The 20,757-nt window shown below is 66.3% G+C and carries 21 protein-coding genes and 3 pseudogenes; 12 read left to right on the forward strand and 12 right to left on the reverse strand.

What is annotated here, in order from left to right; genetic code table 11:
- Positions 1-188: 188 nt before the first annotated feature.
- From B2R83_RS13550 to B2R83_RS13560, 3 genes are all read left to right on the forward strand, one after another.
- On the forward strand, positions 189-560 hold the full coding sequence (locus B2R83_RS13550; protein ID WP_292042170.1) for a hypothetical protein: 372 nt from the start codon (positions 189-191) through the stop codon (positions 558-560).
- Positions 561-574: 14 nt separating this feature from the next.
- Positions 575-811, forward strand: a complete 237-nt coding sequence (locus tag B2R83_RS13555) for a hypothetical protein (RefSeq protein ID WP_292042172.1) — start codon at positions 575-577, stop codon at positions 809-811.
- Positions 812-904: 93 nt separating this feature from the next.
- Positions 905-1,033, forward strand: coding sequence for a hypothetical protein (locus B2R83_RS13560; protein ID WP_292042175.1), 129 nt, complete (start codon positions 905-907; stop codon positions 1,031-1,033).
- 24 nt (positions 1,034-1,057) lie between these two features.
- Here the strand turns inward: B2R83_RS13560 and B2R83_RS13565 are convergent, their stop codons facing one another.
- A complete protein-coding gene (locus B2R83_RS13565) occupies positions 1,058-1,267 on the reverse strand; it encodes a hypothetical protein (RefSeq protein WP_292042177.1) in 210 nt (69 codons plus the stop codon).
- Between the two features lie 177 nt (positions 1,268-1,444).
- Positions 1,445-1,909 (reverse strand): annotated as a pseudogene (locus B2R83_RS13570) (RtcB family protein); the annotation flags it as partial.
- A gap of 215 nt (positions 1,910-2,124) precedes the next feature.
- On the opposite strand from B2R83_RS13570, the pseudogene B2R83_RS13575 reads away from it, so the two are divergent.
- Together B2R83_RS13575 and B2R83_RS13580 are read left to right on the forward strand one after the other, a co-directional pair.
- Positions 2,125-3,162, forward strand: a pseudogene (locus B2R83_RS13575) (lipid A deacylase LpxR family protein).
- Between the two features lie 95 nt (positions 3,163-3,257).
- Complete coding sequence (locus B2R83_RS13580) at positions 3,258-3,695, forward strand: hypothetical protein (protein ID WP_285381029.1); 438 nt, start codon at positions 3,258-3,260, stop codon at positions 3,693-3,695.
- Positions 3,696-3,823: 128 nt separating this feature from the next.
- Here B2R83_RS13580 and B2R83_RS13585 read toward each other — a convergent pair whose 3' ends face one another.
- The 3 genes and pseudogenes from B2R83_RS13585 to folE all read right to left on the reverse strand — a co-directional run bounded on the left by B2R83_RS13585 (position 3,824) and on the right by folE (position 5,534).
- Entirely contained in the window at positions 3,824-4,429 is a 606-nt protein-coding gene (locus B2R83_RS13585; protein ID WP_292042183.1) for a phosphatase PAP2 family protein, read from the reverse strand.
- A gap of 176 nt (positions 4,430-4,605) precedes the next feature.
- Positions 4,606-4,881 (reverse strand): annotated as a pseudogene (locus B2R83_RS13590) (transposase); the annotation flags it as partial.
- An 86-nt stretch (positions 4,882-4,967) separates the two neighbouring features.
- Positions 4,968-5,534 (reverse strand): GTP cyclohydrolase I FolE, encoded by a 567-nt coding sequence (folE, locus tag B2R83_RS13595; RefSeq protein WP_027867092.1) that lies wholly within the window; start codon positions 5,532-5,534, stop codon positions 4,968-4,970.
- A gap of 143 nt (positions 5,535-5,677) precedes the next feature.
- Between folE and B2R83_RS13600 the strand changes: the two genes are divergently transcribed.
- Positions 5,678-6,535 carry a hypothetical protein gene (locus B2R83_RS13600; protein ID WP_292042187.1) on the forward strand — a complete coding sequence of 286 codons (858 nt, stop codon included), beginning with the start codon at positions 5,678-5,680 and terminating at the stop codon, positions 6,533-6,535.
- Positions 6,536-6,538: 3 nt separating this feature from the next.
- Here the strand turns inward: B2R83_RS13600 and nudC are convergent, their stop codons facing one another.
- On the reverse strand, positions 6,539-7,360 hold the full coding sequence (gene nudC, locus B2R83_RS13605; protein WP_292042191.1) for an NAD(+) diphosphatase: 822 nt from the start codon (positions 7,358-7,360) through the stop codon (positions 6,539-6,541).
- Positions 7,361-7,534: 174 nt separating this feature from the next.
- Between nudC and B2R83_RS13610 the strand changes: the two genes are divergently transcribed.
- The 4 genes from B2R83_RS13610 (at position 7,535) to B2R83_RS13625 (ending at position 11,730) form a co-directional block, all read left to right on the forward strand.
- A complete protein-coding gene (locus tag B2R83_RS13610) occupies positions 7,535-9,229 on the forward strand; it encodes a carbamoyltransferase family protein (RefSeq protein ID WP_292042194.1) in 1,695 nt (564 codons plus the stop codon).
- A gap of 798 nt (positions 9,230-10,027) precedes the next feature.
- On the forward strand, positions 10,028-10,402 hold the full coding sequence (locus B2R83_RS13615; RefSeq protein WP_292042197.1) for a N,N-dimethylformamidase beta subunit family domain-containing protein: 375 nt from the start codon (positions 10,028-10,030) through the stop codon (positions 10,400-10,402).
- Positions 10,403-10,443: 41 nt separating this feature from the next.
- Positions 10,444-10,572 (forward strand): hypothetical protein, encoded by a 129-nt coding sequence (locus B2R83_RS13620; RefSeq protein WP_267872172.1) that lies wholly within the window; start codon positions 10,444-10,446, stop codon positions 10,570-10,572.
- A 105-nt stretch (positions 10,573-10,677) separates the two neighbouring features.
- The gene (locus B2R83_RS13625) at positions 10,678-11,730 is read left to right on the forward strand and encodes a glycosyltransferase family 9 protein (RefSeq protein ID WP_292042203.1); all 1,053 of its coding nucleotides are present in this window, start codon (positions 10,678-10,680) and stop codon (positions 11,728-11,730) included.
- Positions 11,731-11,771: 41 nt separating this feature from the next.
- On the opposite strand, the gene B2R83_RS13630 is transcribed toward B2R83_RS13625, so the two are convergent.
- The 5 genes from B2R83_RS13630 to B2R83_RS13650 form a co-directional block, all read right to left on the reverse strand.
- Complete coding sequence (locus B2R83_RS13630) at positions 11,772-12,929, reverse strand: glycosyltransferase family 9 protein (protein ID WP_292042206.1); 1,158 nt, start codon at positions 12,927-12,929, stop codon at positions 11,772-11,774.
- Complete coding sequence (locus B2R83_RS13635) at positions 12,926-13,558, reverse strand: hypothetical protein (protein WP_292042207.1); 633 nt, start codon at positions 13,556-13,558, stop codon at positions 12,926-12,928. Before B2R83_RS13635 ends, B2R83_RS13630 begins: the two co-directional genes overlap by 4 nt.
- A 229-nt stretch (positions 13,559-13,787) precedes the next feature.
- On the reverse strand, positions 13,788-14,423 hold the full coding sequence (locus B2R83_RS13640; RefSeq protein WP_292042209.1) for a DUF4254 domain-containing protein: 636 nt from the start codon (positions 14,421-14,423) through the stop codon (positions 13,788-13,790).
- 183 nt (positions 14,424-14,606) lie between these two features.
- Positions 14,607-15,764, reverse strand: coding sequence for an MFS transporter (locus tag B2R83_RS13645; protein WP_292042211.1), 1,158 nt, complete (start codon positions 15,762-15,764; stop codon positions 14,607-14,609).
- A gap of 556 nt (positions 15,765-16,320) precedes the next feature.
- On the reverse strand, positions 16,321-16,746 hold the full coding sequence (locus B2R83_RS13650; protein ID WP_292042214.1) for an organic hydroperoxide resistance protein: 426 nt from the start codon (positions 16,744-16,746) through the stop codon (positions 16,321-16,323).
- A 232-nt stretch (positions 16,747-16,978) separates the two neighbouring features.
- Here B2R83_RS13650 and B2R83_RS13655 point away from each other — a divergent pair, with 232 nt between their 5' ends.
- Entirely contained in the window at positions 16,979-17,965 is a 987-nt protein-coding gene (locus B2R83_RS13655) for a Gfo/Idh/MocA family protein (protein WP_292042216.1), read from the forward strand.
- On the opposite strand, the gene B2R83_RS13660 is transcribed toward B2R83_RS13655, so the two are convergent.
- Positions 17,947-19,722, reverse strand: a complete 1,776-nt coding sequence (locus B2R83_RS13660; RefSeq protein ID WP_292042218.1) for an ABC transporter ATP-binding protein — start codon at positions 19,720-19,722, stop codon at positions 17,947-17,949. The two genes, B2R83_RS13655 and B2R83_RS13660, sit on opposite strands and share 19 nt — an antisense overlap.
- Positions 19,723-19,878: 156 nt before the next feature.
- Between B2R83_RS13660 and B2R83_RS13665 the strand changes: the two genes are divergently transcribed.
- The gene (locus tag B2R83_RS13665) at positions 19,879-20,745 is read left to right on the forward strand and encodes a universal stress protein (RefSeq protein WP_292042219.1); all 867 of its coding nucleotides are present in this window, start codon (positions 19,879-19,881) and stop codon (positions 20,743-20,745) included.
- Positions 20,746-20,757: the final 12 nt, after the last annotated feature.

Consider the following 20,757-nt stretch of genomic DNA (forward strand, 5'->3'; position numbering starts at 1 on the left):
GCTCAATTTGCTCAACAAAGCCTATCAGAAGCGTTAGGATCGTTGCCGGCCGCAGTAAAATACTATTTCTTCACCACCAAGTTCATTTCCTTAGGCGAGACTCCTCTCGAAGCGCTGCGCAAAGGAAGGACGGGACAGGTACTTGTCGCAGCAGCCGCCTACGCTGAGAGATAGGGGCAGAAGAATTGATGAGCACGAATCCAACTAAAAAACGCAAACTCCGGTTCGCGAACCCGCAGCCCCTAAATCCCGATACGCGTATAGGCCACACAATAGTCGATGGTGGCTTTAGAGTTGGCGACTGGGATCATTTATTCACTGGCCTCGGAAAAAGACTAAAGCGTGAAAGGATCTCTTTGGAAGAGAAAGCTAGGTCTTTGGATGCTAGTAATCAAATTCTTGAACGATGTGCTGAACTGGGCTTGTCCATCGACCAGGTACAGCAGCTAGCAGGAAAAGATGAGCAGGACATCCTTTATATACTCGGTCTCGATCCGCAGACATTGAAACCCTTGAGTCCGCAACCTGGTTGCCGATGGCCGCGCAAACCTCCAACGTAAGCTATCAGTCAGTAATGACGTCCGAAATGCTGCTCGAGGTGCTTTCTACCGGTAAAGTCTCCCAGTCCGTGACCGCCACAGTTTCCCATTTTATCGACGAAACTCCCCTTCAAGTGGTTGTCATGGCGGTCAAGGATGCAGCACATGAAAGCGGCGTCGATATTTCGGTGCTCTGGCGTGATGTTGCTCAGATCGCTGAGACAATGTCCAGTACCCGACTGGCACAATGGCCTAAATTTGATTACGAGTAAGGCATCTAGTTAGGTCCGCTCTGGGTCTATTGCCGCTGCCAGGCCGGCCATTTTGCTCACTCAACGCATTACCGCATCGATCTGACTGCAGGCGTGATCGTCGACGTCGAAGCGTCGGCGGTCAACAAAATAGCGGAAGTCGAAGCCATCAAAATTATTACGGATCGCGTCGAAGAATGGTTTGCCATCAAGCCGCGGCGATTGGTAGGCAATACGAACTAGGGCGTTTTTACAATGCTGGGATGGCTAGTCGAAGAAAAGAGCATCATCCCGCACGTTCCAGTATGGGACAAACCCGAGCACCACGACGGCATTTTTAGCCGTAGCGATTTCATCTTCGATGCCGAAAACAACTGCTATGTTTGCCCGGCGGGTAAGTACCTCAAGCCGGCTCAGCGCAGCCAGCAGATTCGATTCACTACCGAACCAGCCTTTACGACTGTCAGGTCTAGGCATTGAAACCAAAATTCTATCTCAATATGGCATGCGAAAGATCGACCGTGGCCCGCAGTAGCCTGCACGCGATGTTCCTCGTGCTGTCGGGAAGACGGGTGACGTAAAACTATTGCTGGCAACATTTTTGTTGTAGATTTGCGACATATTTTGACAATTTTCCTTCGCATTCAAGGAAACGCTGCCCAGTGTGCCCAAATGCTTGTAGTTGTTGGTGCCGCGCAGCTTCGGGTACTTGCGGCAGATGGCGTCGAACTCGTCCTTGAGCTTGGCCCAGCCGGCATCGACCGGCGGCGGCGGGGTGTTCCAGGAACCGACATCGCGGCTGCCCTTGTTGTTGCGGATCTTGGGCGACATGCCGTGCGGCACCGCCTGTTCGATAGCGCTGCGCAGGCCGGACAGGTTGTCGGGCAGGTCGTCGGCGCGCAAGGTGGTCTTGGCCGCCATCATGCCGCAGCCGATGTCCACGCCGACCGCGGCGGGAATCACCGCGCCCAGGGTCGGGATCACGCTGCCGATGGTCGAGCCCTTGCCAACATGGACGTCCGGCATCACGGCGACGTGGTGGAAGACGAAAGGCAGTTGCGCCAGCTTTTCCAGCTGCTCCTTGGCTTCACGCTCGACGGGCACGCCCTGCGTCCACATCTTGACCGGCTTGCCGCCTTCGGGCGAGAGCAGCTCGATGCCTGAGGGCGACCTGGTCTCTTGCTTGGTGTCGTTCTGTTTCATGCGCCCTATCTTCGCGCAAATCCGGAAACGGCGTTGCGCGCCTCGAATCCGCAGGCTTCCTGCCGTGGATCAAGAAGCGCTTTAACGCAAGCACAAGACTGAAGGATGTTTCGAATAAGAAAGGACGACCCATGCGCGCCATCGGCAGCCTTCTCGCACTTTCCGCCTTCCTTGTCCTGCTTCCCTGCAGCGGCCAGGAAGCGCCGGCCACGGCAGGCTTTCTGGTCTGGGAAAACGACAGCCGCTTCAATACCGACCGCTACTACACCAACGGCATCCAGTTCGTCTCGCGCAGTACGGAAGACGACCGCAGTGCGCTCACCCGGCGCTGGCTTGGCACCGCCTGCCGCCTGTTCGGCTGCGCCGACGCGCGCTTCCTGTTTTCCCAGCACAGCCTCGGCCAGCTGATGTACACCCCGGGCGACATCACCGTGGCCGCGCCCCAGCCCCTCGACCGTCCCTGGGCCGGCCTGCTCTACGTGGAGCGCCAGTGGCTGCTCCTGGCGCCGGATGGCGCATCGATCACGACCCTGACGGCCCAGGCCGGTGTGACCGGCAGGCTGTCGCTGGCCGAACCCGCACAAAAACTGTTCCACCGCATCCTCGACCGTCCGCGGCCGCAGGGTTGGGACCACCAGGTCGGCAACACCCTGGCCGTGCTGGTCTCGGTGGAGCGGCGCTCGGCCTAGCCAGGTCTGTCGGGCGACCTGGCGGGCGACGTGCAGCTGCGCACGGCCGGCCACTGGCGGCTTGCGCTCGGCAGCATCATGAGCTATGCGGCCGGCGGCGTGAGCGTCACGATCGGCAAGAACCTGCCGCCCGTCGCGCCGGCGCCGCCGGGCATCGTCAACCGGCTCGGGCCCCTGGACACGATCTGCCTGCGACGCTGGGTCCAGTGCACGCTGGTGCTGGGCGCGGAGGCGCGCGGCATGGCGTACAACCTGTTCCTCGAAGGCCGGCCGTGGAAGGACGACCCCGGCGTGAAGCCGCGGCGCTGGGTCGGCGAGCTCAGTGCCGGGCTGCGGCTGGATTTTCCCGGCACCCGCGGCCGCGAACACGGCCCCTGGTTCGCGCAACTGCGGGCCATCCGCCGCAGCGCCGAGTTCCGTGCGCCGCTGCCGGTGCCACACCATACCGTCGCGTCGCTCACCCTGGGTACCGATTTCTGAACGGGCGGGAGGGCACGCGCGGTTGCGCCCGCCCCATGCCGCTTCTATACTCCGTCAGGCAATGCCTTCACGCATCATCTGACCACGGAACCGCCATGCGCAAGCCCTTCTACCTGCTCCCTGCACTTCTTGCACCGCTGCTGCTGGCCGGCTGCGTCAACGATTCGGCCAGCTACCCGATCGCGGGCAAGGAGCATGCGCTCAGCGTGCGCGTGCTGCAGGATTATTTCTGGAGCAAGGAGGCGACGCTGCGCCTCATCGTCGCCCGCATGCCGGACTGCCAGCGCCAGCTGGAGCTGGGCAAGGTGTCCCTGTCAGGGCTGGAGATCGAGCTGTTCGCGAGCGGGCCGGACGTGTACACGCTGCGCTCGGGCGAGGATGTCTGGCAGGTGGAAACCCAGGGCTGTACCGAACTGGAAGCGCCGGAGGCGAATGCGGTCACCGGCCAGGCGCTGGGCAGCTTCCACCTCGACGAGCACGACAAGCTGGTCTTCGAGGCCGCCGCCGCTGCCGGTACTCCTGCGGAACAATAAGCGTAGGAAAGCGCGGCCGGCGCAGGAAACCGTCCACGCGTCCTGCGTGCGTTGGATCCCTCGCCCGACGCAGGTGGCGACCAGGTCGTTGCCGGCCGCGCCGCCCTACCCGGTCATCATCGACATCATCAAGGACGCAGCCAGCCGCGCCCGATCGGTACCGCCAGCATGCGGCGGTACAGGTTTTCCACCACCGGCAGCAAGTGAGCGCATGCCGCGCGCACGGCCGCCGTCTGCACCAGCAAGGCCATCGACGCCGACATCAGAAGCGCTCCCGCCATGTCCTTCGGCCAGTGCACGCCCAGGTAGACGCGCGACCAGGCCACTACCAGCGCCAGCGGCAGCAGCATCCGTCCGACGCGGCGCGCTTCCTGCACCCGGCTGAACGCCAGCACCAGGGCCACCGAGAAGATGCTGGTGGCATGGTCGCTGGGGAACGAGCTGTCCGGCGCGTGCAGCAGGAAGGTCTGGCCGACTTCGGCGACGAAGGGCCGCGGGCTGTACCAGAAATGGCCGATCAGCGCGTTCAGCGTGAGCGCGCAGCCGGCCGCGATGAAGGCGCGCAGCGCGACCTCGCGCCCCGGCCCGCCGCCGAGCCACAGCATGACGAGCGACAGCGGCATCACGAAGATCAGCCACTGCGCGGCGAAGATGGCAGCCATCAACTGCCAGCCGGTCAGGCCGGCCTGGGCGTTGAGGGTGGAGAACAGGATCAGGTTGAGGTGCTCGAACATGGCGCCGGCTCGAAGATAGAATATTGATAAGCTTTCCTGTAGCTTAGCCGAGCCCGGCTGACGCACTTTTCAAGAAGTGCAACAGATTGTGACAATTCCCCGACAATGTCGCGTGCGACTGCTTCAGCTCAATGGCGGTGGAGCAGGCGCCTCAGCTGTGCCAGTTCCATCTCGCGCCCCGATTTCTCGAGCACGCTTTCGAGCAGGGTGCGGTCGCCATCGCGCAGCATGGTCCACTGCGTGAAGTATTCATGCACGGTACGCCAGGGCGGAAAGCCCGCCGGCATGCTGCGCCAGGTGGCGCCGGTGTGGAGGAAATAGAGGACGGCACAGAACACGTCGTACAGGTCGTGCTTGCGGGGCCGGGTCTTGCGGCGCGCCGCTTCCAGCATGCCGCGCACGGGCTCGAACTGTTCGCGAGAAATATCGCTGGGAAATGCCGGACGATCCATGGCGCGTCCTCCGAAAATCACTTGGAGGCCGGCGATCCGGAACAGGTTCCAAGGCGGGCCCGGCGGCCCGCCTTTACAGCTTAGTCCTAGTCGCGTGCCAGCGCCAGGAACTCGGTACGCAAAGCCAGGTTCGGTTGCAGTTCACCGAGCAGGGCCGAGGTGATGGTCTCTTCGCCGATGGCGCGGATGCCGCGGCTTTCCATGCACATGTGGCGGCACTTGACGACCACGCCCACCGCCTTCGGTTCCAGCACTTCCATCAGCGCGTTGGCGATCTGGATCGTCATGCGTTCCTGTACCTGCAGGCGCTTCGAGAAGATGTCGACCAGGCGGGTGAGCTTGGAGAGGCCGACGATCTTCCCGTTCGGCAGGTAGCCGACCGTGGCCTTGCCGAAGAAGGGCGCCAGGTGGTGCTCGCAATGGCTGTAGACCGGGATGCCGCGCACCACGATCAGTTCGTTGTATTCCTCGGCGCCGTCCTCGAAGGCCTTGAGCACTTCGACGGGATCCTGGTCATAGCCCGAGGTCCAGTGTTTCCAGGCCTTCGCCACGCGGTGCGGCGTTTCCTGCAGGCCCGGACGGTCCGGATCCTCGCCCAGGCTGGTCAGCAGGCGGCGCCAGTCGTGTTCGGTGAAAGCTTCTTTGTCAGACATGGTGAACCTTAAAAAATCGATTGCCGCAAGTATATAGAAAATGCACGAAGGGTTCCGGCGGCTGCCGGTTTATTGAGCAAAGTTAATGTCACCGCGCACAACAGCGGTAGCGTGGAAGGCGGTTCCAGTCCTGGGAGATCGCCATGTTCGGCAGCACGGTCCTCGAAGTCGCCATCGGCCTGACGTTTTGCTACGGCACCCTGGCGCTGGTCGTCAGTACCTTGCAGGAAGCGCTGGCGGCGGCCTTCAGCCTGCGCGCCAACATGCTGCTGGACGCGGTCAAGCGCATGCTGGACGACCCGCGCTGCGAGGCGCTGGCGCAAAGCCTGTACGACCATCCGCTGGTCAATCCGCACGGCAGCACCACTGCCCGGCGCAAGCTGGCAGTGCGGCCATCCTACATCGAACCGGCGCACTTCGCGATCGCACTGCTCGATTCGCTGCGCAGCAATCCGGCCATTCCGCTGCAGGCAGCGATCGAAGCCCTGCCCGACGAACAGGTCAAGCGCGTGCTGCTGGCCCTGTACCGCCAGTCCAGCGGGGACCTAGGACGCTTCCAGGAAGGCATCGCCGGCTGGTTCAACAGCGCCATGGAGCGCCTGTCCGGCGTCTACAAACGGCGCCAGCTCCTGATTTCCTTCCTGCTGGCCCTGCTGCTCACCATCCTGCTGAACATCGACAGCATCCACCTGTTCCAGACCCTGTGGCAGAACCCGGCCCTGGCCGCCCAGATCAAGGCCGCCCCGAGCGCGCTCGACGCCGAGGCACTGCGCCAGCTGTGGGCGATGCCGATCGGCTGGAGCAGCTTCCCGCCGCGGCTCGACACCGTTTTTGCCCTGCAGGTGGCCGGCTGGCTGATCACTGCCGGCACCACGCTGTTCGGCGCCCCGTTCTGGTTCGACCTGCTGCAGCGCGCGGTGCAGCTGCGCGGCACCGGGGCCAAGCCGCAGCCGCAGCCTCAGGTTGTCGTACGCGCGGAGAATGCGCCGGCGCAGTCCTGAGTGCTAGCGCCCTGGCGGGCGGTGCGAATCCACCAGGACGCTCGACACTGAAACGTGCGGCACCCGTTCGGGCCATTCGTCGTCCGGCCCGAACCAGCGCGCCTCCGAGATCTCCGACGTGTCGAGGCGGATCTCGCCATCCAGGTAGTCGGCCGTAAAGGCCAGCATCAGAGAATGCGGGAAGGGCCAGGACTGGCTCGCGAAGTAGCGCAGGTTCTGCACCCGCAGCCCCACCTCCTCGTAGACCTCGCGGTGGATCGCCTCTTCCACCGACTCGCCCGCCTCCAGGAAACCGGCCAGCGGCACGAAGCGCTTGGTCGGCGAGGCGATGTGCATCGCCAGCAGCACGCTGTCGCCCTTCCTGATCAGGACCATCATCGCCGGCGAGATGCGCGGGTAGGCCATGTGCCCGCACTGCACGCACTTGTAGCAGCGTTCGCCGGCCGCCAGCACGGTGCCGCTGCCGCAGGCGCCGCAGAAGCGGTGGGTGCGCGCCCATTCCGCAACCTGGGCGGCGCGTGCCGCCAGCCCCAGCAAGGCCTCGTCCATGTCCGCGAACAGCGAGCGCAGGCTGCGCAGGGCATAGCCCGGCGGCAGCGCCGGTTCGCTGTCGAACCAGCCCGTCTCGCAATAGCGCTCGCCGTACAGGCCGAGCGGCTGCAGGCGGGTACGGTCCACCTCCAGCCGGTCGAGCGTGGCGGCGTCGGGCAGCGCCAGGTCATGCTCGCGCACCAGCAGGCGGCCGCCGTGGAACAGGAAGCTCAGGGGCGCAGGGTCGGGACGTGGCGCGAACAGCGGCGTGAAGCTGGAAGGTGTCTGGAGCATGGTCGGATCGGCTAGGGCGGACAGGGCAATAACCCGATCATACCGCCTTTCTCGGCGCCCTTCTTGCGCCTCTCTTAAGAACCGATTCCGACACAAACGAAGTGAACTAATCCTGCTCAGCAGGCTCAAAGTTGGGCTGTTCGCTGCATCGCCCCCGACACCAGGAGATCACCGATGGACGACACCCCAGTTGTGCTTGGCATTAACCGGACCCAGGACGCCAGCATCTGCCTCATGCAGGGCTCGCACCTTGCCTGGGCCATCCAGAAAGAACGACTCACACGCCACAAGCACCACTGGAGCAAGCCCGGCGACCTGCGCGACCACTATGCGCCGCGCCTGCCCGGGCTCGAGCGTCCGGTCGACATCGTCGTCGAATGCTTCTCGTCCGATGAAGAAATCGGCAGCCTGCCCGTCTATGACGACGAGCTGGCCGCCACGCTGGTACTGGCGCGCGACAGCCGCCGTGCGCGCATCTCGCACCACCTGGCGCACCTGTACAGCGTGTTCCACCCCTCCCCCTTCGACGAGGCCGCGGTAATGATCATCGACGGCCAGGGCAGCCCGGTCTCCGATTTCACCGAGCATTGGAGCGGCGCCGCCAGCACGCCCGGCGACTGGCGCGAGGTCTCTTCCTTCTATACCGCCAGCCGCAAGGAGATCCGCTGCATCGGCAAGCAGGTCCGGCCGCCTGACGGCGCCCGCCACGTCGACGGCCGCCTCGTCGGCCTCGGCATGTTCTACTTCCTGCTGACCCAGGCGATCTTCCCGGGCGAGGGCAACGAAGGCAAGGTGATGGGCCTGGCCCCCTACGGCGACCCGGCGGCCCTCGGCCTGCCGCCGCTCGACGTCGAAGGCATGGCGGTCGGCATCCCGTCCGCCTGGCGCTCGCTGCTGCGCGAGCGCAGCCGGTTCCGCTTCGGCAGCGCGGAAGCGCGCTTCACCGACTGCGCCAACCTGGCCGCCGCCGGCCAGCGCGCCTTCGAGGACGCCTTGCTGGCGCTGGCGCACTGGCTGTACCGCCAGACCGGGGCCGAGCACCTGTGCTTCGCCGGCGGCACCGCCCTGAACTGCTCCGCCAACGAGCGCCTGCTGCGCGAGACCCCGTTCCGCCGCGTGTTCCTGCCGCCGGCGCCGAGCGACGCCGGCACCGCCCTCGGCTGCGCCATCTACGGGCTCACCGAGCTGGCCGGCCGGCCCTGCGACTTCCGCTGGAGCGCGGATTATCTCGGCCCGCCGCCGCAGCTGTCCGACATCGAAGCGGCGCTCGACGGCGCCACCGACCTAGTCGTGGAACGGCCGCGCGGCCGCGACGCCCTGTGCGCGCGCATGCTCGACCTGCTGTGCACCGGGCGCGTGATCGGCCTGTACCAGGGCCGCAGCGAATTCGGCCCGCGCGCGCTCGGGCACCGCAGCATCCTGGCCGACCCGCGCCGCGACCGTATTCGCGACTGGATCAATGCGCGGGTCAAGCAGCGCGAATGGTTCCGCCCGCTCGCCCCGGTGGTGCCGGAAGAACGCGCCGCCGTCTACTTCGACGTGGCCGGCCCGTCTCCCTTCATGCAGTTCGCCGCGCCGGTGCGGCCCGAAGTCGCGCCGATGCTGCCGGCCATCACCCACGTGGACGGCACCGCGCGCCTGCAGACCGTCGGCCCTGCGGACGACCCGCTGCTGCGCGCCCTGCTGGCCGGCTTCGAGGTGCGTACCGGAGTGCCGGTGCTGCTCAACACCTCCTTCAACGGCAAGGACGAGCCCATCGTCGAGACGCCCTTCGAGGCCGTCGCCGCGTTCCGGCAGATGCCCCTGCACGCACTGGCGATCCCGCCCTTCCTGGTGACCAAGCGCAGCGAGCCGGAGCTGCCGGTATGATCCGTGCCTACCCGGGGCGCCCGAGCGTGCGGGCGGGCGAGACGCTCACCCTGCACGTCTCGGGCGACGAGCCGCGCTTTCGCATCGCCATCTACCGATGGGAAGACGGGCTGGTGCCCGTGCGGGTGGGCGCTTGGCTGCGCGCCGAGCACCTGCCCGACGGCCGCGCCGACGAAGACTGGCAGTGGCCACCCTACCAGGTCGAGACCGGAGACGGCTGGCCCTCGGGCGTCTACCTCGCCCATCTCGAGCTGCCGCAGGGCCAGCCCCTGCGGCTGTCCGCCGATTCCGCCGCCGCCCTGTTCGTCGTGCGCGCCAGGGCGAGCAAGACCATCCTGTACAAGCTGCCCGTCGCCACCTGGCACGCCTACAACTGCTCCGGCGGCGGCTGCTTCTACACCAATCCGCCGCGCTCGGCGCATCTGCCCGGCGCCCGCGTCTCGCTGCGCCGGCCCGGCGGCGGCATCGGCGGCCTGACCTGGGGCGCGCAAGACCACTACGACCCGCGCTCCCCGCGCCAGACCTTCGCGCACTGGGATGCGCGCTTCATCCGCTGGATGGCGCGCTGCGGCTATGCGGCCGACTTCTGCACCGACCTCGACATCCATGCGCAGCCGTCGCTGCTGCAGGATTACCGCCTCCTGGTGAGTGTGGGCCACGACGAATACTGGAGCGAAGACACGCGCGACGCGGTCGAAGACTTCGTCGCCGGCGGCGGCAACCTGGCCCTGTTCGGCGCCAACCTGTGCTGGTGGCGTCCTACGCGGCCCGATCCACCTGGTCGACGAGGGCACGGCCATGGTGTGCCACCAGGGCGGCAAGCACGGCGCCTGGGACCACTGGTGGCCCGCCACCGGCGCCCAGCGCCCGGAAGACTCCCTGAGCGGCGCCAGCTACCGCCATGGCGGCGGCTGGTGGGACGGCCCGCGCGACACCCCCGGTTTCATCGTCCAGCAGCCCGGACACTGGATCTTCGCGGGCACCGGCCTGGCGCATGGCGCGTCGCTCGGCGCCGATACCTGGCCGCCGCTGCCGGGATACGAGTGCGACGGCGTACCGGTCGACCACATCGGGCCGGACGGCCAGGCCATCCTGTCGGCCTGGCGCGACGAGGCGGGGACGCCAGACGGCTACCAGTTGCTGGCCGCCTGCCCGCTCGACCGGCGCTGGTAGGCCATGGCGCCGGCGAGGGCATCCACGTCGCGGCGATGGGCATGTTCCGGCACGGCGGCACCGTGTTTTCCGCCGGGACCACCGACTGGGCGCAGGTGCTGGGCGAGGCACGCGACCGCAGGGTCGAACGCATTACCCGCAACGTCCTCGACCGGCTGTGCCACGCGTGACGCGCCGGTAACCGTGCAAGACCTGCTTGTGACTGCTGGAGACCGATCCGCCGCTGTGGTGCCTGGCTGTGGAATTTGCGCAAGGCTGGATTATTTGGAGAACACATGAATCGGCGTTCGTTCCTGCACCGTCACGCTATCCGCAGCGTCATCGTGTTTCGCGCCCTGCAGCTGGGGGACATGCTCTGTTCGGTACCTGCCCTGCGTGCACTGCGCACCGCCTTGCCGGACGCGCGGATCGTGCTCACGGGCCTGCCCTGGGCGGCGCAGTTCGCCCGGCGCTTCGACGCCTACATCGACGACTTCATTCCCTTCCCGGGCCACCCGCTGCTGCCCGAGCAGGCGGTGCGCCACGAGGAACTCACGGCCTATTATGCGTCCATCTGCGAGCAGGGTTTCGACCTCGCCCTGCAGCTGCACGGCAGCGGCGACGTGACCAACCATATCGTCGCCGGTTTCGGCGCCCGCGCCATGGCCGGCTTTACCCGCGGCGAAGCAAGCCAGACCGAGCGCACCCTGCTGGTGCCCTGGCCCGACGCGGGCGCCGAACAGGAGCGTCTGCTGATCCTGCTCGGACGGCTGGGCGCGCCGGACGCCGGCACCCAGCTCGAATTTCCCCTGCGGCGCGAAGACATCGACGAACTCGACACCAGCAAGGTCGCCCCTGGCCTCGAGCCCGGCAACTACATCTGCATCCATCCCGGCGCACGCAAGCGCGACAAATGCTGGCCCCCGGAACGCTTTGCGGAAGTGGCGGACCAGCTCAGGCAGGAATTCGGCCTGGACACCGTGCTCACCGGTTCAGCCGACGAAGCCCCGCTCGCCCGCGCGGTCGCGGAGCACATGTGTTCGCCCGCGATCGAGGCTGCGGCGCCGATCTCGATCGGCGCAGTGGCGGCCCTGATGAGCCGCTCGCGGCTGCTGATCTGCAACGACACCGGGGTATCGCATATCGCGGCCGGCCTCGGGCTGAACAGCGTGGTGGTGTTCAGCAAGGCGGACATTGCGCGCTGGGCCCCGCTCGACCGCCTGCGCCACCGCTGCATCTGGGATCCGGCCGCCGAGCGGGCCGCGGTGGTGCTCGAGCATGCCCGCGCCCTGCTCTCCGGGACGGAGCCGAGCGGACAACGCGCGACGGGGATGTGGCCGTATTGGTGAAGGCACCGGCCCTGTTCGCCGGGTCAGGACGCCGCACGGCTTCACGCACTCGATGCGACGGCAGGCTGGCTTTGCAACTGCGCGAACGCCAGCCCCAGCACGTCGTCGACCGGAATATCGTGCAAAAAGCTCTCCTGGTGCGGGCAGCGCGATGCGCGGTTGTCGGCGCCGCACACGCTGCAGCGCACCTGGGCCGAGACAGCAGCGCGCAGCAGGCCCGGCCGCAAGGGTGCGCCGTCGACCAGGTTCGTATGCCAGAACAGGCCGACGGCCGGGGTGCCGATGGCCAGCGCCAGGTGCAGCGGTCCGGTGTCGTTCGATACCACCAGCGCGGCACGCTCGAGCAGGCCGCACAGGCCGCCCAGCCCGAGCTTTCCGGCAAGGTCGAGGGCCGGCTGGCGCATGCCGCCGAGGATCCGCCGCACCAGGCCGGCCTCCTGCGCGGTGCCGTTGACGGCGACTAGCGCACCGGCCCTGGCCAGCGCATCGCCGACGGCGATAAAGCGCTCCGCGGGCCAGCAGCGGCGCGGATCGGACGATCCCGGCTGCAGCAGCACCAGTGGACGCTCACACCCCTGCGGCGGCGCCGGCATCGTGGTCCCGTACTCGGCCAGCCGGCCATGCGCTGCGTCCCCGTAGTGGGCTGGCAGGACCTGCGCCGCGGCCTTGCGGTCCGCCGGCGTGACGGCCAGTTCGCGCTGCATCCACGGCAGCGTCGCGCCGGCCAGCGCGGCGATCTCCAGCAAGGCCAGCCGCCGGTTGGCCGGCTCGACGTGGGCAGCCCAGCGGTCGAGCGGTGGGGCGCCGTCCGCGCGCGCGCCGACGGTCAGCCTGGCCTCCATGCGCATGACGAAGGGATTCGAGTAGCGCCCGCCGCCGTACATCTGCAGCACGATATCGAAGCCTTCCCCTCGCATGCGTTCGACGAAGCACGCGACCGCTTGCTGGTCGACCGGCTCGTCCACGGGCGCCCCGACGCCGGGAATGGGCGGCAAGACCACGACCCGGTCGACCGGTCCCGGCCGCCCTTCCAGGAAATCCGCGTGCCAGGCCTTGCCGAGGAATACCAGTTCGGCGTCCGGATAGGCGTGCTTCAGCGCGTGCAGGGCCGGCAGGACGAAGACGAAGTCGCCCACCGCGTTCGGCCGCAGGGCCGCGATCTTCGCCACCCCGCCGAGCCGGGCCGCTTCGCCGCTCATGGCCGCTCCTGCGCCGGCGCCAGGGAAGCCGACAATGCCGCGGGATCGGCGTGCGGCAGCAGCGCCCAGGGCGCATCGACCCTGCGCTCTTTCAGCGTGGTGGGCAACTCCATGTGATAGGCGCCGGAGGGCAGCATGCCGCAGCCGCCGAAGCGCTCCATGACGCGCAGCTGGGCCAGCACGTCTTCGCCGCAATGCTCGGGAGGCAGCGCCGGCCAGAAATCGAAGCCGCCGGCAGCGCGCAGCTTGGCGCTATCGAACATCACGCAGCCGCCCACCCAGGCCACGCGGTAGGCACGCTCCTGGTCTGGCGGGACACCGAGACGGCGCTGCAGGTGGAACAGGTTGGCGGCGCTGTGCAGGTGATGGCGTGCCCACGCGCTACTGCCCGGCATTACCGTTTCCGGCTCGACGCGGTCTTCCCAGAACGTGAGCTGCTCCTGCGCGGGGCGTTCCTGGCCCAGGTAGCTCAGGCCATGCACCGCGCTGCCGGCAAACCCGCATCCCTGCCGCGCGAGCAGGCCGTGCAGGCGCCTGACCAGGCCCGGCTCGAGGATGACGTCGTCGTCGACGAACAGGCAATACGGCGCCTGGACCTGCGCCAGCAGGAAGGCGCGCTGCTCCGCCATGCCGCGCCGCGGCAGGTGGTGCCAGGTCTCGAGCTGGTGTCCGCGCGCGCAGGTAGCGCAGCACGGCGACCACCTCGGCCTGCCCGAGGGCAGTGCTGCCCTCGGTCTGGTCGGACACGACGATGCGCAGCGCGGGATAGTCCTGTGCACCGATCGCTGTCAGCGTGACCGCCAGCGCCGCCGGCCGGCCGCAGGTGGGGACCAGGACGTCGATGCGCGGCAGCGCCATTCAGCCGCCTGCCTGCGCCGCGCCGCCGGCCGCCTGCCCGTACAGGTAGGGGTTGAGCGCGGGATCGTTGTACATCTTGAACTGGCGGTAGACCTTGAAATAGGCCTGGCCGCTGCGCGCCTCGCGCAGCAGCTGGTCGAGGCAGGCGGCGAGGTCGTGGCGCTGGGTGATCAGGCGCTGCAGCCGGGCGCTGCACGCCTGCACGTGCGCCTGCCCCGCATCGCTGCGTTCGGTCTGCAGCTGCATGTGGTGGATCTTCAGCGACAGGATCGACAGCCGGTCGATCATCGCGCCGGGCGTCTCGCTCGACAGGCGCGCCCCCGGGACGGGCTCGGCGCAATGGGCAGCTGCGAGGCCGGCCAGCAGCGCTTCGTCGATGGCTTCGACCGCATCGTTGCGCTGCTGGTTGTAGCGGTCGATCAGGCGTTTGCTGGTAGCGATTTCGGCGGCGGGAACGTCGACCCGGCGTGCGCGGTCTTCTTCCTGCCACAGCAGGCAGTTGTAGCGGTGGTTGGCGTCGATGGCAGGCCAGGCCCCCGGGAGTTCGGCCGCGCGGTGCAGGCTCGGCCAGTCGGCCTGGGCAAGCTCGCCATCGTGGAACTGCGTCACCGCGGCTGCATCGGTTGTGCTCGTCATGGCATCTCCGTGATCAAGGGGCTTGTCCGTTGGAGATGGCGCGGCGGGCGAAGTTCGGCCAGTGCCGGGACCGGCTTGGGATAGCGCAAACAAAAAAAACGCAGACGGCGCATGGCGCGGTCTGCGTTGGAAGCCGGCTTGCGCCGTGCGAGGATCGGTGCCGGCAGGGAGCCGGCGGGAGACTTACTTCAGCAGCCTGGTACGGCTTGCAACGAAGGCGATGACCAGGGACAGGCCGCCGACGTAGGCGATGGCTGCCTGCATGCCGACGAAGTGGGCGACGGCGCCGATCACCGGCGGGCCCATCAGGCTGCCGCTGTAGGCCATGCTGGCGACGGCGGCCAGGGCCATCGGACCTTGTGCGCCGGCTGCGCTGAACACGAAGGGGAACAGCAGCGACATGCCAAGGCCGGCGACCGCGAAACCGGCCAGGGCGACATAGGCGTTCGGGGCCATCACGGCGAAGAACAGGCCGGAGGCCGACACCAGCGAACCGAGGATGACCAGGCGCTGGGCGCCGAAGCGCACTTTCATCTTGTCGCCGACCATGCGCGACAGCAGCATCATGACCGAGAACGCGGACAGGGCCAGCGGCGCCAGGCCGTCCGAGGCGCCGAAGTGCTCTTTCAGGAACACGCCGCTCCAGTCGGCGATGCTGCCTTCCGACATCGAGCCCAGGAAGCCCAGCAGGCCCAGCAGTGCCAGCGGACCGCGCGGCAGCGAGAACGACTTCTTCTCGACCTTTTCGGCGGAATCGTCGGCGTCCATCATGCTGAAGGCGCCCCACAGGACCAGGGCCAGCGGACCGGCCAGCATCAGGAAGTGGGTGCCCGGCGCGATCTTCATGCTGGCCATCAGGCTGCCCAGGGTGGCGCCCACCAGGCCGCCGGCGCAGGCGAGGCCATGCAGCCTCGACATTTCCGCCTTGCCGGTCGTCTTCTCACGCTTGCTCGCGGCCGAGTTGATGGCGACGTCGAAGGTGCTGGCGGTGATGCCCAGCATCAGGACCGCCAGCATCAGGCGCGGCACGGTCGGCGCCATGCCGATCGACACCAGCACGCACAGGAGGGCCATGCCCGCGATCAGCGCCGACTTGCGGGCGCCGAAGCGGCCCATCAGGAAGGACGAGATCGGGTAAGAGATGACAGCGCCCAGGCCGCCGCACAGCAGGACCATCGACAGCGCCGAGTGGGATACCTGCACGCGCTCGGCCAGGGCCGGGATGCGGCCGGCCCACGAGCCCATGATCAGGCCGAACAGGGCGAACAGGACAGGAAGTGCGTATTGCTGGGTTTGCGCGAGGCTGAAAGAAGAACGCGAAGTAGAAACAGTGGTGTGCATCGGCTTACGTGAATTGTTAAATTTTTTCGGAATTTTCAGAATTGCCAGCCCATCCTGATCGATTGAGATATTTAAGTCAGGAAGCTGATGGGAGGCAATTCTATACGCTCGGAAATTTTTTTGTTTGCCGTGCGGAAAAAATTTTTATGCCGTTGTTTTGTGCCGACGCAAAGATGACAACACCATTAAAGAACCTATACAAAATCCTGCAAAAGTAAGCACGAAATAGCGAAACAAGGCCTAAATGTAAGCAAATGCTTCAGTCCGCTTGCTCTCGTACTGGCCGCGCCACTCGCTCTACATTGATTAAACAAGCCGGCAAGGATTACATTTGGCGCAAATGGAATAAGCGATTAAGCAATTTCCTTCTCATTGAACAGGCGCCGCCTTTATCGATTATTCCGCTTGCCTATTTCCGTTATTCAGGAAATGAATTGTGAAATTGAAGAGCTCGCTTATTAAATGCCGGTTATATCCAGCAATAAGTAAAAGCGCTGTCAAAAAAATAAAAGCCAGCCTGGCCAGGCTGGCTTCCCCATCCGGAAAACGGAACGCGTCAGACAAGCTGCAGGTTTACGTCGATATTGCCGCGCGTCGCGTTCGAGTACGGGCAGACGATGTGGGCGCGCTCGACCAGGGTGCGCGCCTCTTCCTCGGGCACGCCCGGCAGGCTGATCTGCAACGTGACCTCGATGCCGAAGCCGGTCGGGATCGGGCCGATGCCGACGCTGCCCTGCACCGACACGTCCGGCGAAATCTTCAGCTTGTCGCGTGCCGCCACGAATTTCATCGCCCCCAGGAAGCAGGCCGAGTAGCCGGCAGCGAACAGTTGTTCCGGATTGGTTCCGTCGCCACCCGCACCGCCCAGCTCCTTTGGGGTCGACAGCTTGAGGTCGAGTGCCTTGTCGGACGAGACGGCGCGGCCCTCACGGCCGCCGGTGGCGGTGGCGCTTGCACGGTAGAGGACTTTGTCGATTGCCATGATGATGCTCCTTTGCTGTTGGTGGGCAGGGCCCGGTTGTTTTATAGCGATTAAATAGCGCACTACTTAAACAGCGCCGCTGTCGGGTGGTTGACCGCAGCCTCGCTGCCATGGAAAAGATAATACATAGCGCACTATTTAATTGCAAGCGATTTTTCTCCGGCCCGATTGCGAGAGTATGCTTCGTAGCGCACGATCCTGAAGCCACCATCCAGAGACAAGGAGACATCCGATGGACGACACGGTACGTTGGGGCATCCTGGGCACGGGCGGCATCGCGCGCGCATTCGCGCTGGGGCTGAAGCATGCGCCGGGCGCGGTGCTGGCGGCAGTCGGTTCGCGCACGCTCGAGAGCGCGCAGACCTTCGCGCGCGAGCTGGGCATCGAACAGGCCTACGGCTCGTACGAGGCGCTGGCCAGGGCGGACGAGGTCGACATCATCTACATCGGCACGCCGCACCCGATGCATGCGCCGAACTCCCTGCTGGCCCTGGGCGGCGGCAAGGCCGTGCTGTGCGAGAAGCCCTTTGCCATCAACCGGCGCGAAGCCGGCGAAGTGGTGGCGCTCGCGCGCGCCAAGAACCTGTTCCTGATGGAGGCGATGTGGACGCGCTTCCTGCCGGCGCTCGCCGAAGTCAAGCGCATCATGGCATCCGGCGAGATCGGCACCGTCACCCAGGTGCATGCCGATTTCGGCTTCTCGGCCACGCTGGACCCCGAGCACCGGGTCAACAAGCGCGAACTGGGCGGCGGCGCCCTGCTCGACCTCGGCATCTACCCGCTCTCGATCGCCTGCGCCCTGCTGGGCAAGGTGGAGAACGTGCAGGCCCAGGCCATCATGAGCGAAACGGGCGTGGATGCAACCACCGCCTTCACCATGAAGCACCAGGGCGGCACACTGTCGGTGTGCAGCTGTTCGATCCGCGCGCGTTCGGCCTCGGAACTGATCGTCTCCGGCACCAAGGGCAGCATCCGCATGCACCGCATGTTCCACCTGGCCGAGCGCATCACCGTGGACCTGCAGGACGGTTCCTCGCGCACCATCCCGACGCCCTACCTGGGCAACGGCTACACGCATGAAGCGATCGAGGCCGGACGCTGCCTGCGCGAGGGCCTGATCGAGCATCCCCTGATGACGCACGAGGACACCTTGTCCAACATGGCCCTGCTGGACCGGATCCGCGGGCAGATCGGCCTGCGCTATCCCGCGGACGCCTGAACCGCGCCGGCCGGCACGGGCCGCTCGCCGATCTGCTGGCGCCACATCGCGTAGTACAGGCCCTTCTGCGCCACCAGCGCGTCGTGCGAGCCGGTTTCGACGACGCGGCCCTTTTCCAGCACATAGATGGTGTCCGCGTGCATGACGGTCGAGAGCCGGTGCGCGATCAGGATCGTGATCTGGCTGGCACGCGCCGAGATGTCGCGCACCGTGTTGGTGATCTGCTCTTCGGTCAGCGAATCCAGCGCCGACGTCGCCTCGTCGAAAATCAAGAGGCGCGGCTCGCGCACCAGCGCGCGGGCGATCGACAGGCGCTGCTTTTCGCCGCCCGACAGCTTCATGCCGCGCTCGCCGATGACGGTGTCCAGCCCATCGGGCGACTTCTCGACCAGCTTGGCGCACGAGGCCTGCGCCATCGCCGCCATGATCTGTTCGTCGGTCGCATCCGGCTTCACGAACAGCAGGTTGTCGCGGATGGTCCCGGCGAACAAATGGGTCTCCTGCGTGACGAAGCCGATCTGGCGGCGGGCCTCGTTGTAGCGCAGGTCCGCGGTCGAGATCTCGTTGTAGTACACCTTGCCGCGCGCCGGCGTGTACAGGCCGACCAGCAGCTTCACCAGGGTCGACTTGCCCGAGCCCGACGGCCCCACGAAGGCCACCGTCTGGCCCAGCGCGGCGCTGAAGGAGATATCCACCAGCGAATCCTCCTGCGCGCCCTTGTGGCGGAAGCCCACGTCGGCGAAGCGGATCTGCTCGAGCGCGCCGATCTCGACGAAGTCCTGCGGGCGCCGCTCGATCGGCTTGTCCATCAGGGTGCGGAAGTTGAGCAGCGAGGCCTCGACCTCGCGGTGCGCCAGGATGATGTTGCCCAGCTCCTGCAGCGGCGCGAAGATCGCCACCGAGATGAACTGCATCGCGATCAGCTCGCCCGGCGACAGCACTTTGCGGAAGATCAGCCACAGCAGCGCGAACAGGATCGCCAGCTTCAACAGGCTCAGCGTGCTGCCCTGTAAAAAGGAGAGCAGCCTGATGCGCTTCACCTTGGCCATCTCGAGCGCGAAGATGCTGTCGGTCTGGGCACGCAGGCGCCGGATCTCGGTAAAGGTCAGGCCCAGGCTCTTGATCAGTTCGATGTTGCGCAGCGATTCGGTGATGAAGCCGGAGTTGCGGTTGGTCTCGCGCACGATCGAGCGCTGCTGGATCTTGATCTCGCGGCTCAGCAAGCCGGTGAGCCCGCCCAGCACCAGCACCCCGACCAGGAACACCGGCACCAGCAGCCAGTGCTTGGTCACCGCGTACCAGACCAGGAAGGACACCCCGACCGTTGATGCGAACACGGTGTTGATGAAGGTGTTGATGAAGCGCTCGCTGTCGGCGCGCACCTTCTGCAGCAGCGACAGGGTCTCGCCGCTGCGCAGGTCTTCGAATTCCTGGTACTTCAGGCGCAGCACCTGGCGCAGGCCGTCGTTGAAGATCGCCACGCCCAGCTTCTGCACCACCAGCCGCGTCACGTATTCCTGCAGCGCCTTGGCCAGGCGCGCCAGCAGGGCCACCAGCACGGCCAGGCCCAGCAGGCGCAGCACGCCCGCCACCAGTTCGTCGTCGCTCCTGCCGCCCGGGTGCAGCGCGTAGTCGTCGATGATCATCCCGAAGATGATCGGGTCGACCAGGTTCAGCACCTGTGCGAGGCCTGCCAGCAGCAGCGCCAGCGCGGCAAGGCGCCAGTGCGGGCGCAGGTAATTCCAGAGAATGTGCATGTTTCGCATGCTAGCAAGCCCACCGCCTGCGGCGCGCACGAGCGCTGTGTTTGGCAGAAAATTCGCCGTATTGACCTGAAGTAATGCGTTGCCGTATCCCATGCAAAACAGTAAAGTGGAGCCATTTGCCGCTTTTTTCCCGGCATGGAGGTTTACGTGAACGACAGTATCCCGCCATCGCGGCTGCTGCTCGCCACGGACTTGTGCGCGCATTGCGACCGCCCACTGGACCGTGCCAAGCAGCTGGCGCTCGAATGGCAATCCGAACTGGTCATCCTGACCGTGCGCGAAGGTCCGCGCACGCCCGACGAGGTGAGCGCCTGGCTCGACCGCGACGCTACCGTGTCCGCGCTCGAACTGGCCGCACGCCGCGAGCTGCAGGAAGAGTTCGCCGGCAGCGGCGTGGCGCCGACCCTGCAGGTGAGGGACGGCGAGGTCGTCGATGCCATCCTGGATACTGCCGGCACCCTGGGCGACGGCGTGGTCGTCACCGGCGCCTCGCGCGACGAAAGCTTCCAGCAGCTGATCTTCGGCTCCACCACCGAGCGCCTGGCGCAGGGCCTGGCCCAGCCGCTGCTGGTGGTGCGCCAGCGCACCCGCGGCGCCTATGCGCGCATCCTGGTCGCGAACGATTTCTCGGACGCCTCGCGGCGTGCGCTGGAGACCGCCGTGCGGCTGTTCCCCGGACGCCGCATCGTCCTGTTCCACGTGCTCGAAGCGCTGGCCGAGCCGGTTGCCGACGCAGTGCCGGAGATGCTGGCGGCCAGCGAACGCTTCCTCGACGGCTGCGCCCTGCCTCCCGGCGCCCGCCAGCACGTCGCGCCCTTCATCGGCCACGGCGGCGTCACCGACACCATTACCCGCTATGCCCACGAACATGCCCTCCAGCTGGTAGTGCTGGGCGTGCGCGAACGCTCGAGCGTGGCGCGTGTATTCATGGGTAGCCGCAGCGACGACCTGCTGCAGCACCTGGCCTGCGACACCCTGCTGGTGCGTGCACCAGAAGGCGGTGTCGATGGCTGAACGACCCGCACC

This window comes from Massilia sp. UBA6681 (assembly GCF_002454935.1).
Lineage (GTDB): Bacteria > Pseudomonadota > Gammaproteobacteria > Burkholderiales > Burkholderiaceae_D > Telluria > Telluria varians.

What these genes read in the sequence shown, in the direction of transcription:
- B2R83_RS13625 (WP_292042203.1), top strand. Translation starts at nt 10,678, where the DNA reads ATGAATCGGCGTTCGTTCCTGCACCGTCACGCTATCCGCAGCGTCATC.
- B2R83_RS13585 (WP_292042183.1), bottom strand. Translation starts at nt 4,429, where the DNA reads ATGTTCGAGCACCTCAACCTGATCCTGTTCTCCACCCTCAACGCCCAG.
- B2R83_RS13640 (WP_292042209.1), bottom strand. Translation starts at nt 14,423, where the DNA reads ATGACGAGCACAACCGATGCAGCCGCGGTGACGCAGTTCCACGATGGC.
- B2R83_RS13565 (WP_292042177.1), bottom strand. Translation starts at nt 1,267, where the DNA reads ATGCCTAGACCTGACAGTCGTAAAGGCTGGTTCGGTAGTGAATCGAAT.
- B2R83_RS13645 (WP_292042211.1), bottom strand. Translation starts at nt 15,764, where the DNA reads ATGCACACCACTGTTTCTACTTCGCGTTCTTCTTTCAGCCTCGCGCAA.
- B2R83_RS13610 (WP_292042194.1), top strand. Translation starts at nt 7,535, where the DNA reads ATGGACGACACCCCAGTTGTGCTTGGCATTAACCGGACCCAGGACGCC.
- B2R83_RS13580 (WP_285381029.1), top strand. Translation starts at nt 3,258, where the DNA reads ATGCGCAAGCCCTTCTACCTGCTCCCTGCACTTCTTGCACCGCTGCTG.
- B2R83_RS13655 (WP_292042216.1), top strand. Translation starts at nt 16,979, where the DNA reads ATGGACGACACGGTACGTTGGGGCATCCTGGGCACGGGCGGCATCGCG.
- B2R83_RS13550 (WP_292042170.1), top strand. Translation starts at nt 189, where the DNA reads ATGAGCACGAATCCAACTAAAAAACGCAAACTCCGGTTCGCGAACCCG.
- B2R83_RS13635 (WP_292042207.1), bottom strand. Translation starts at nt 13,558, where the DNA reads ATGGCGGAGCAGCGCGCCTTCCTGCTGGCGCAGGTCCAGGCGCCGTAT.
- B2R83_RS13630 (WP_292042206.1), bottom strand. Translation starts at nt 12,929, where the DNA reads ATGAGCGGCGAAGCGGCCCGGCTCGGCGGGGTGGCGAAGATCGCGGCC.
- B2R83_RS13600 (WP_292042187.1), top strand. Translation starts at nt 5,678, where the DNA reads ATGTTCGGCAGCACGGTCCTCGAAGTCGCCATCGGCCTGACGTTTTGC.
- nudC (WP_292042191.1), bottom strand. Translation starts at nt 7,360, where the DNA reads ATGCTCCAGACACCTTCCAGCTTCACGCCGCTGTTCGCGCCACGTCCC.
- B2R83_RS13650 (WP_292042214.1), bottom strand. Translation starts at nt 16,746, where the DNA reads ATGGCAATCGACAAAGTCCTCTACCGTGCAAGCGCCACCGCCACCGGC.
- folE (WP_027867092.1), bottom strand. Translation starts at nt 5,534, where the DNA reads ATGTCTGACAAAGAAGCTTTCACCGAACACGACTGGCGCCGCCTGCTG.
- B2R83_RS13615 (WP_292042197.1), top strand. Translation starts at nt 10,028, where the DNA reads ATGGTGTGCCACCAGGGCGGCAAGCACGGCGCCTGGGACCACTGGTGG.
- B2R83_RS13660 (WP_292042218.1), bottom strand. Translation starts at nt 19,722, where the DNA reads ATGCACATTCTCTGGAATTACCTGCGCCCGCACTGGCGCCTTGCCGCG.
- B2R83_RS13620 (WP_267872172.1), top strand. Translation starts at nt 10,444, where the DNA reads ATGTTCCGGCACGGCGGCACCGTGTTTTCCGCCGGGACCACCGACTGG.
- B2R83_RS13555 (WP_292042172.1), top strand. Translation starts at nt 575, where the DNA reads ATGACGTCCGAAATGCTGCTCGAGGTGCTTTCTACCGGTAAAGTCTCC.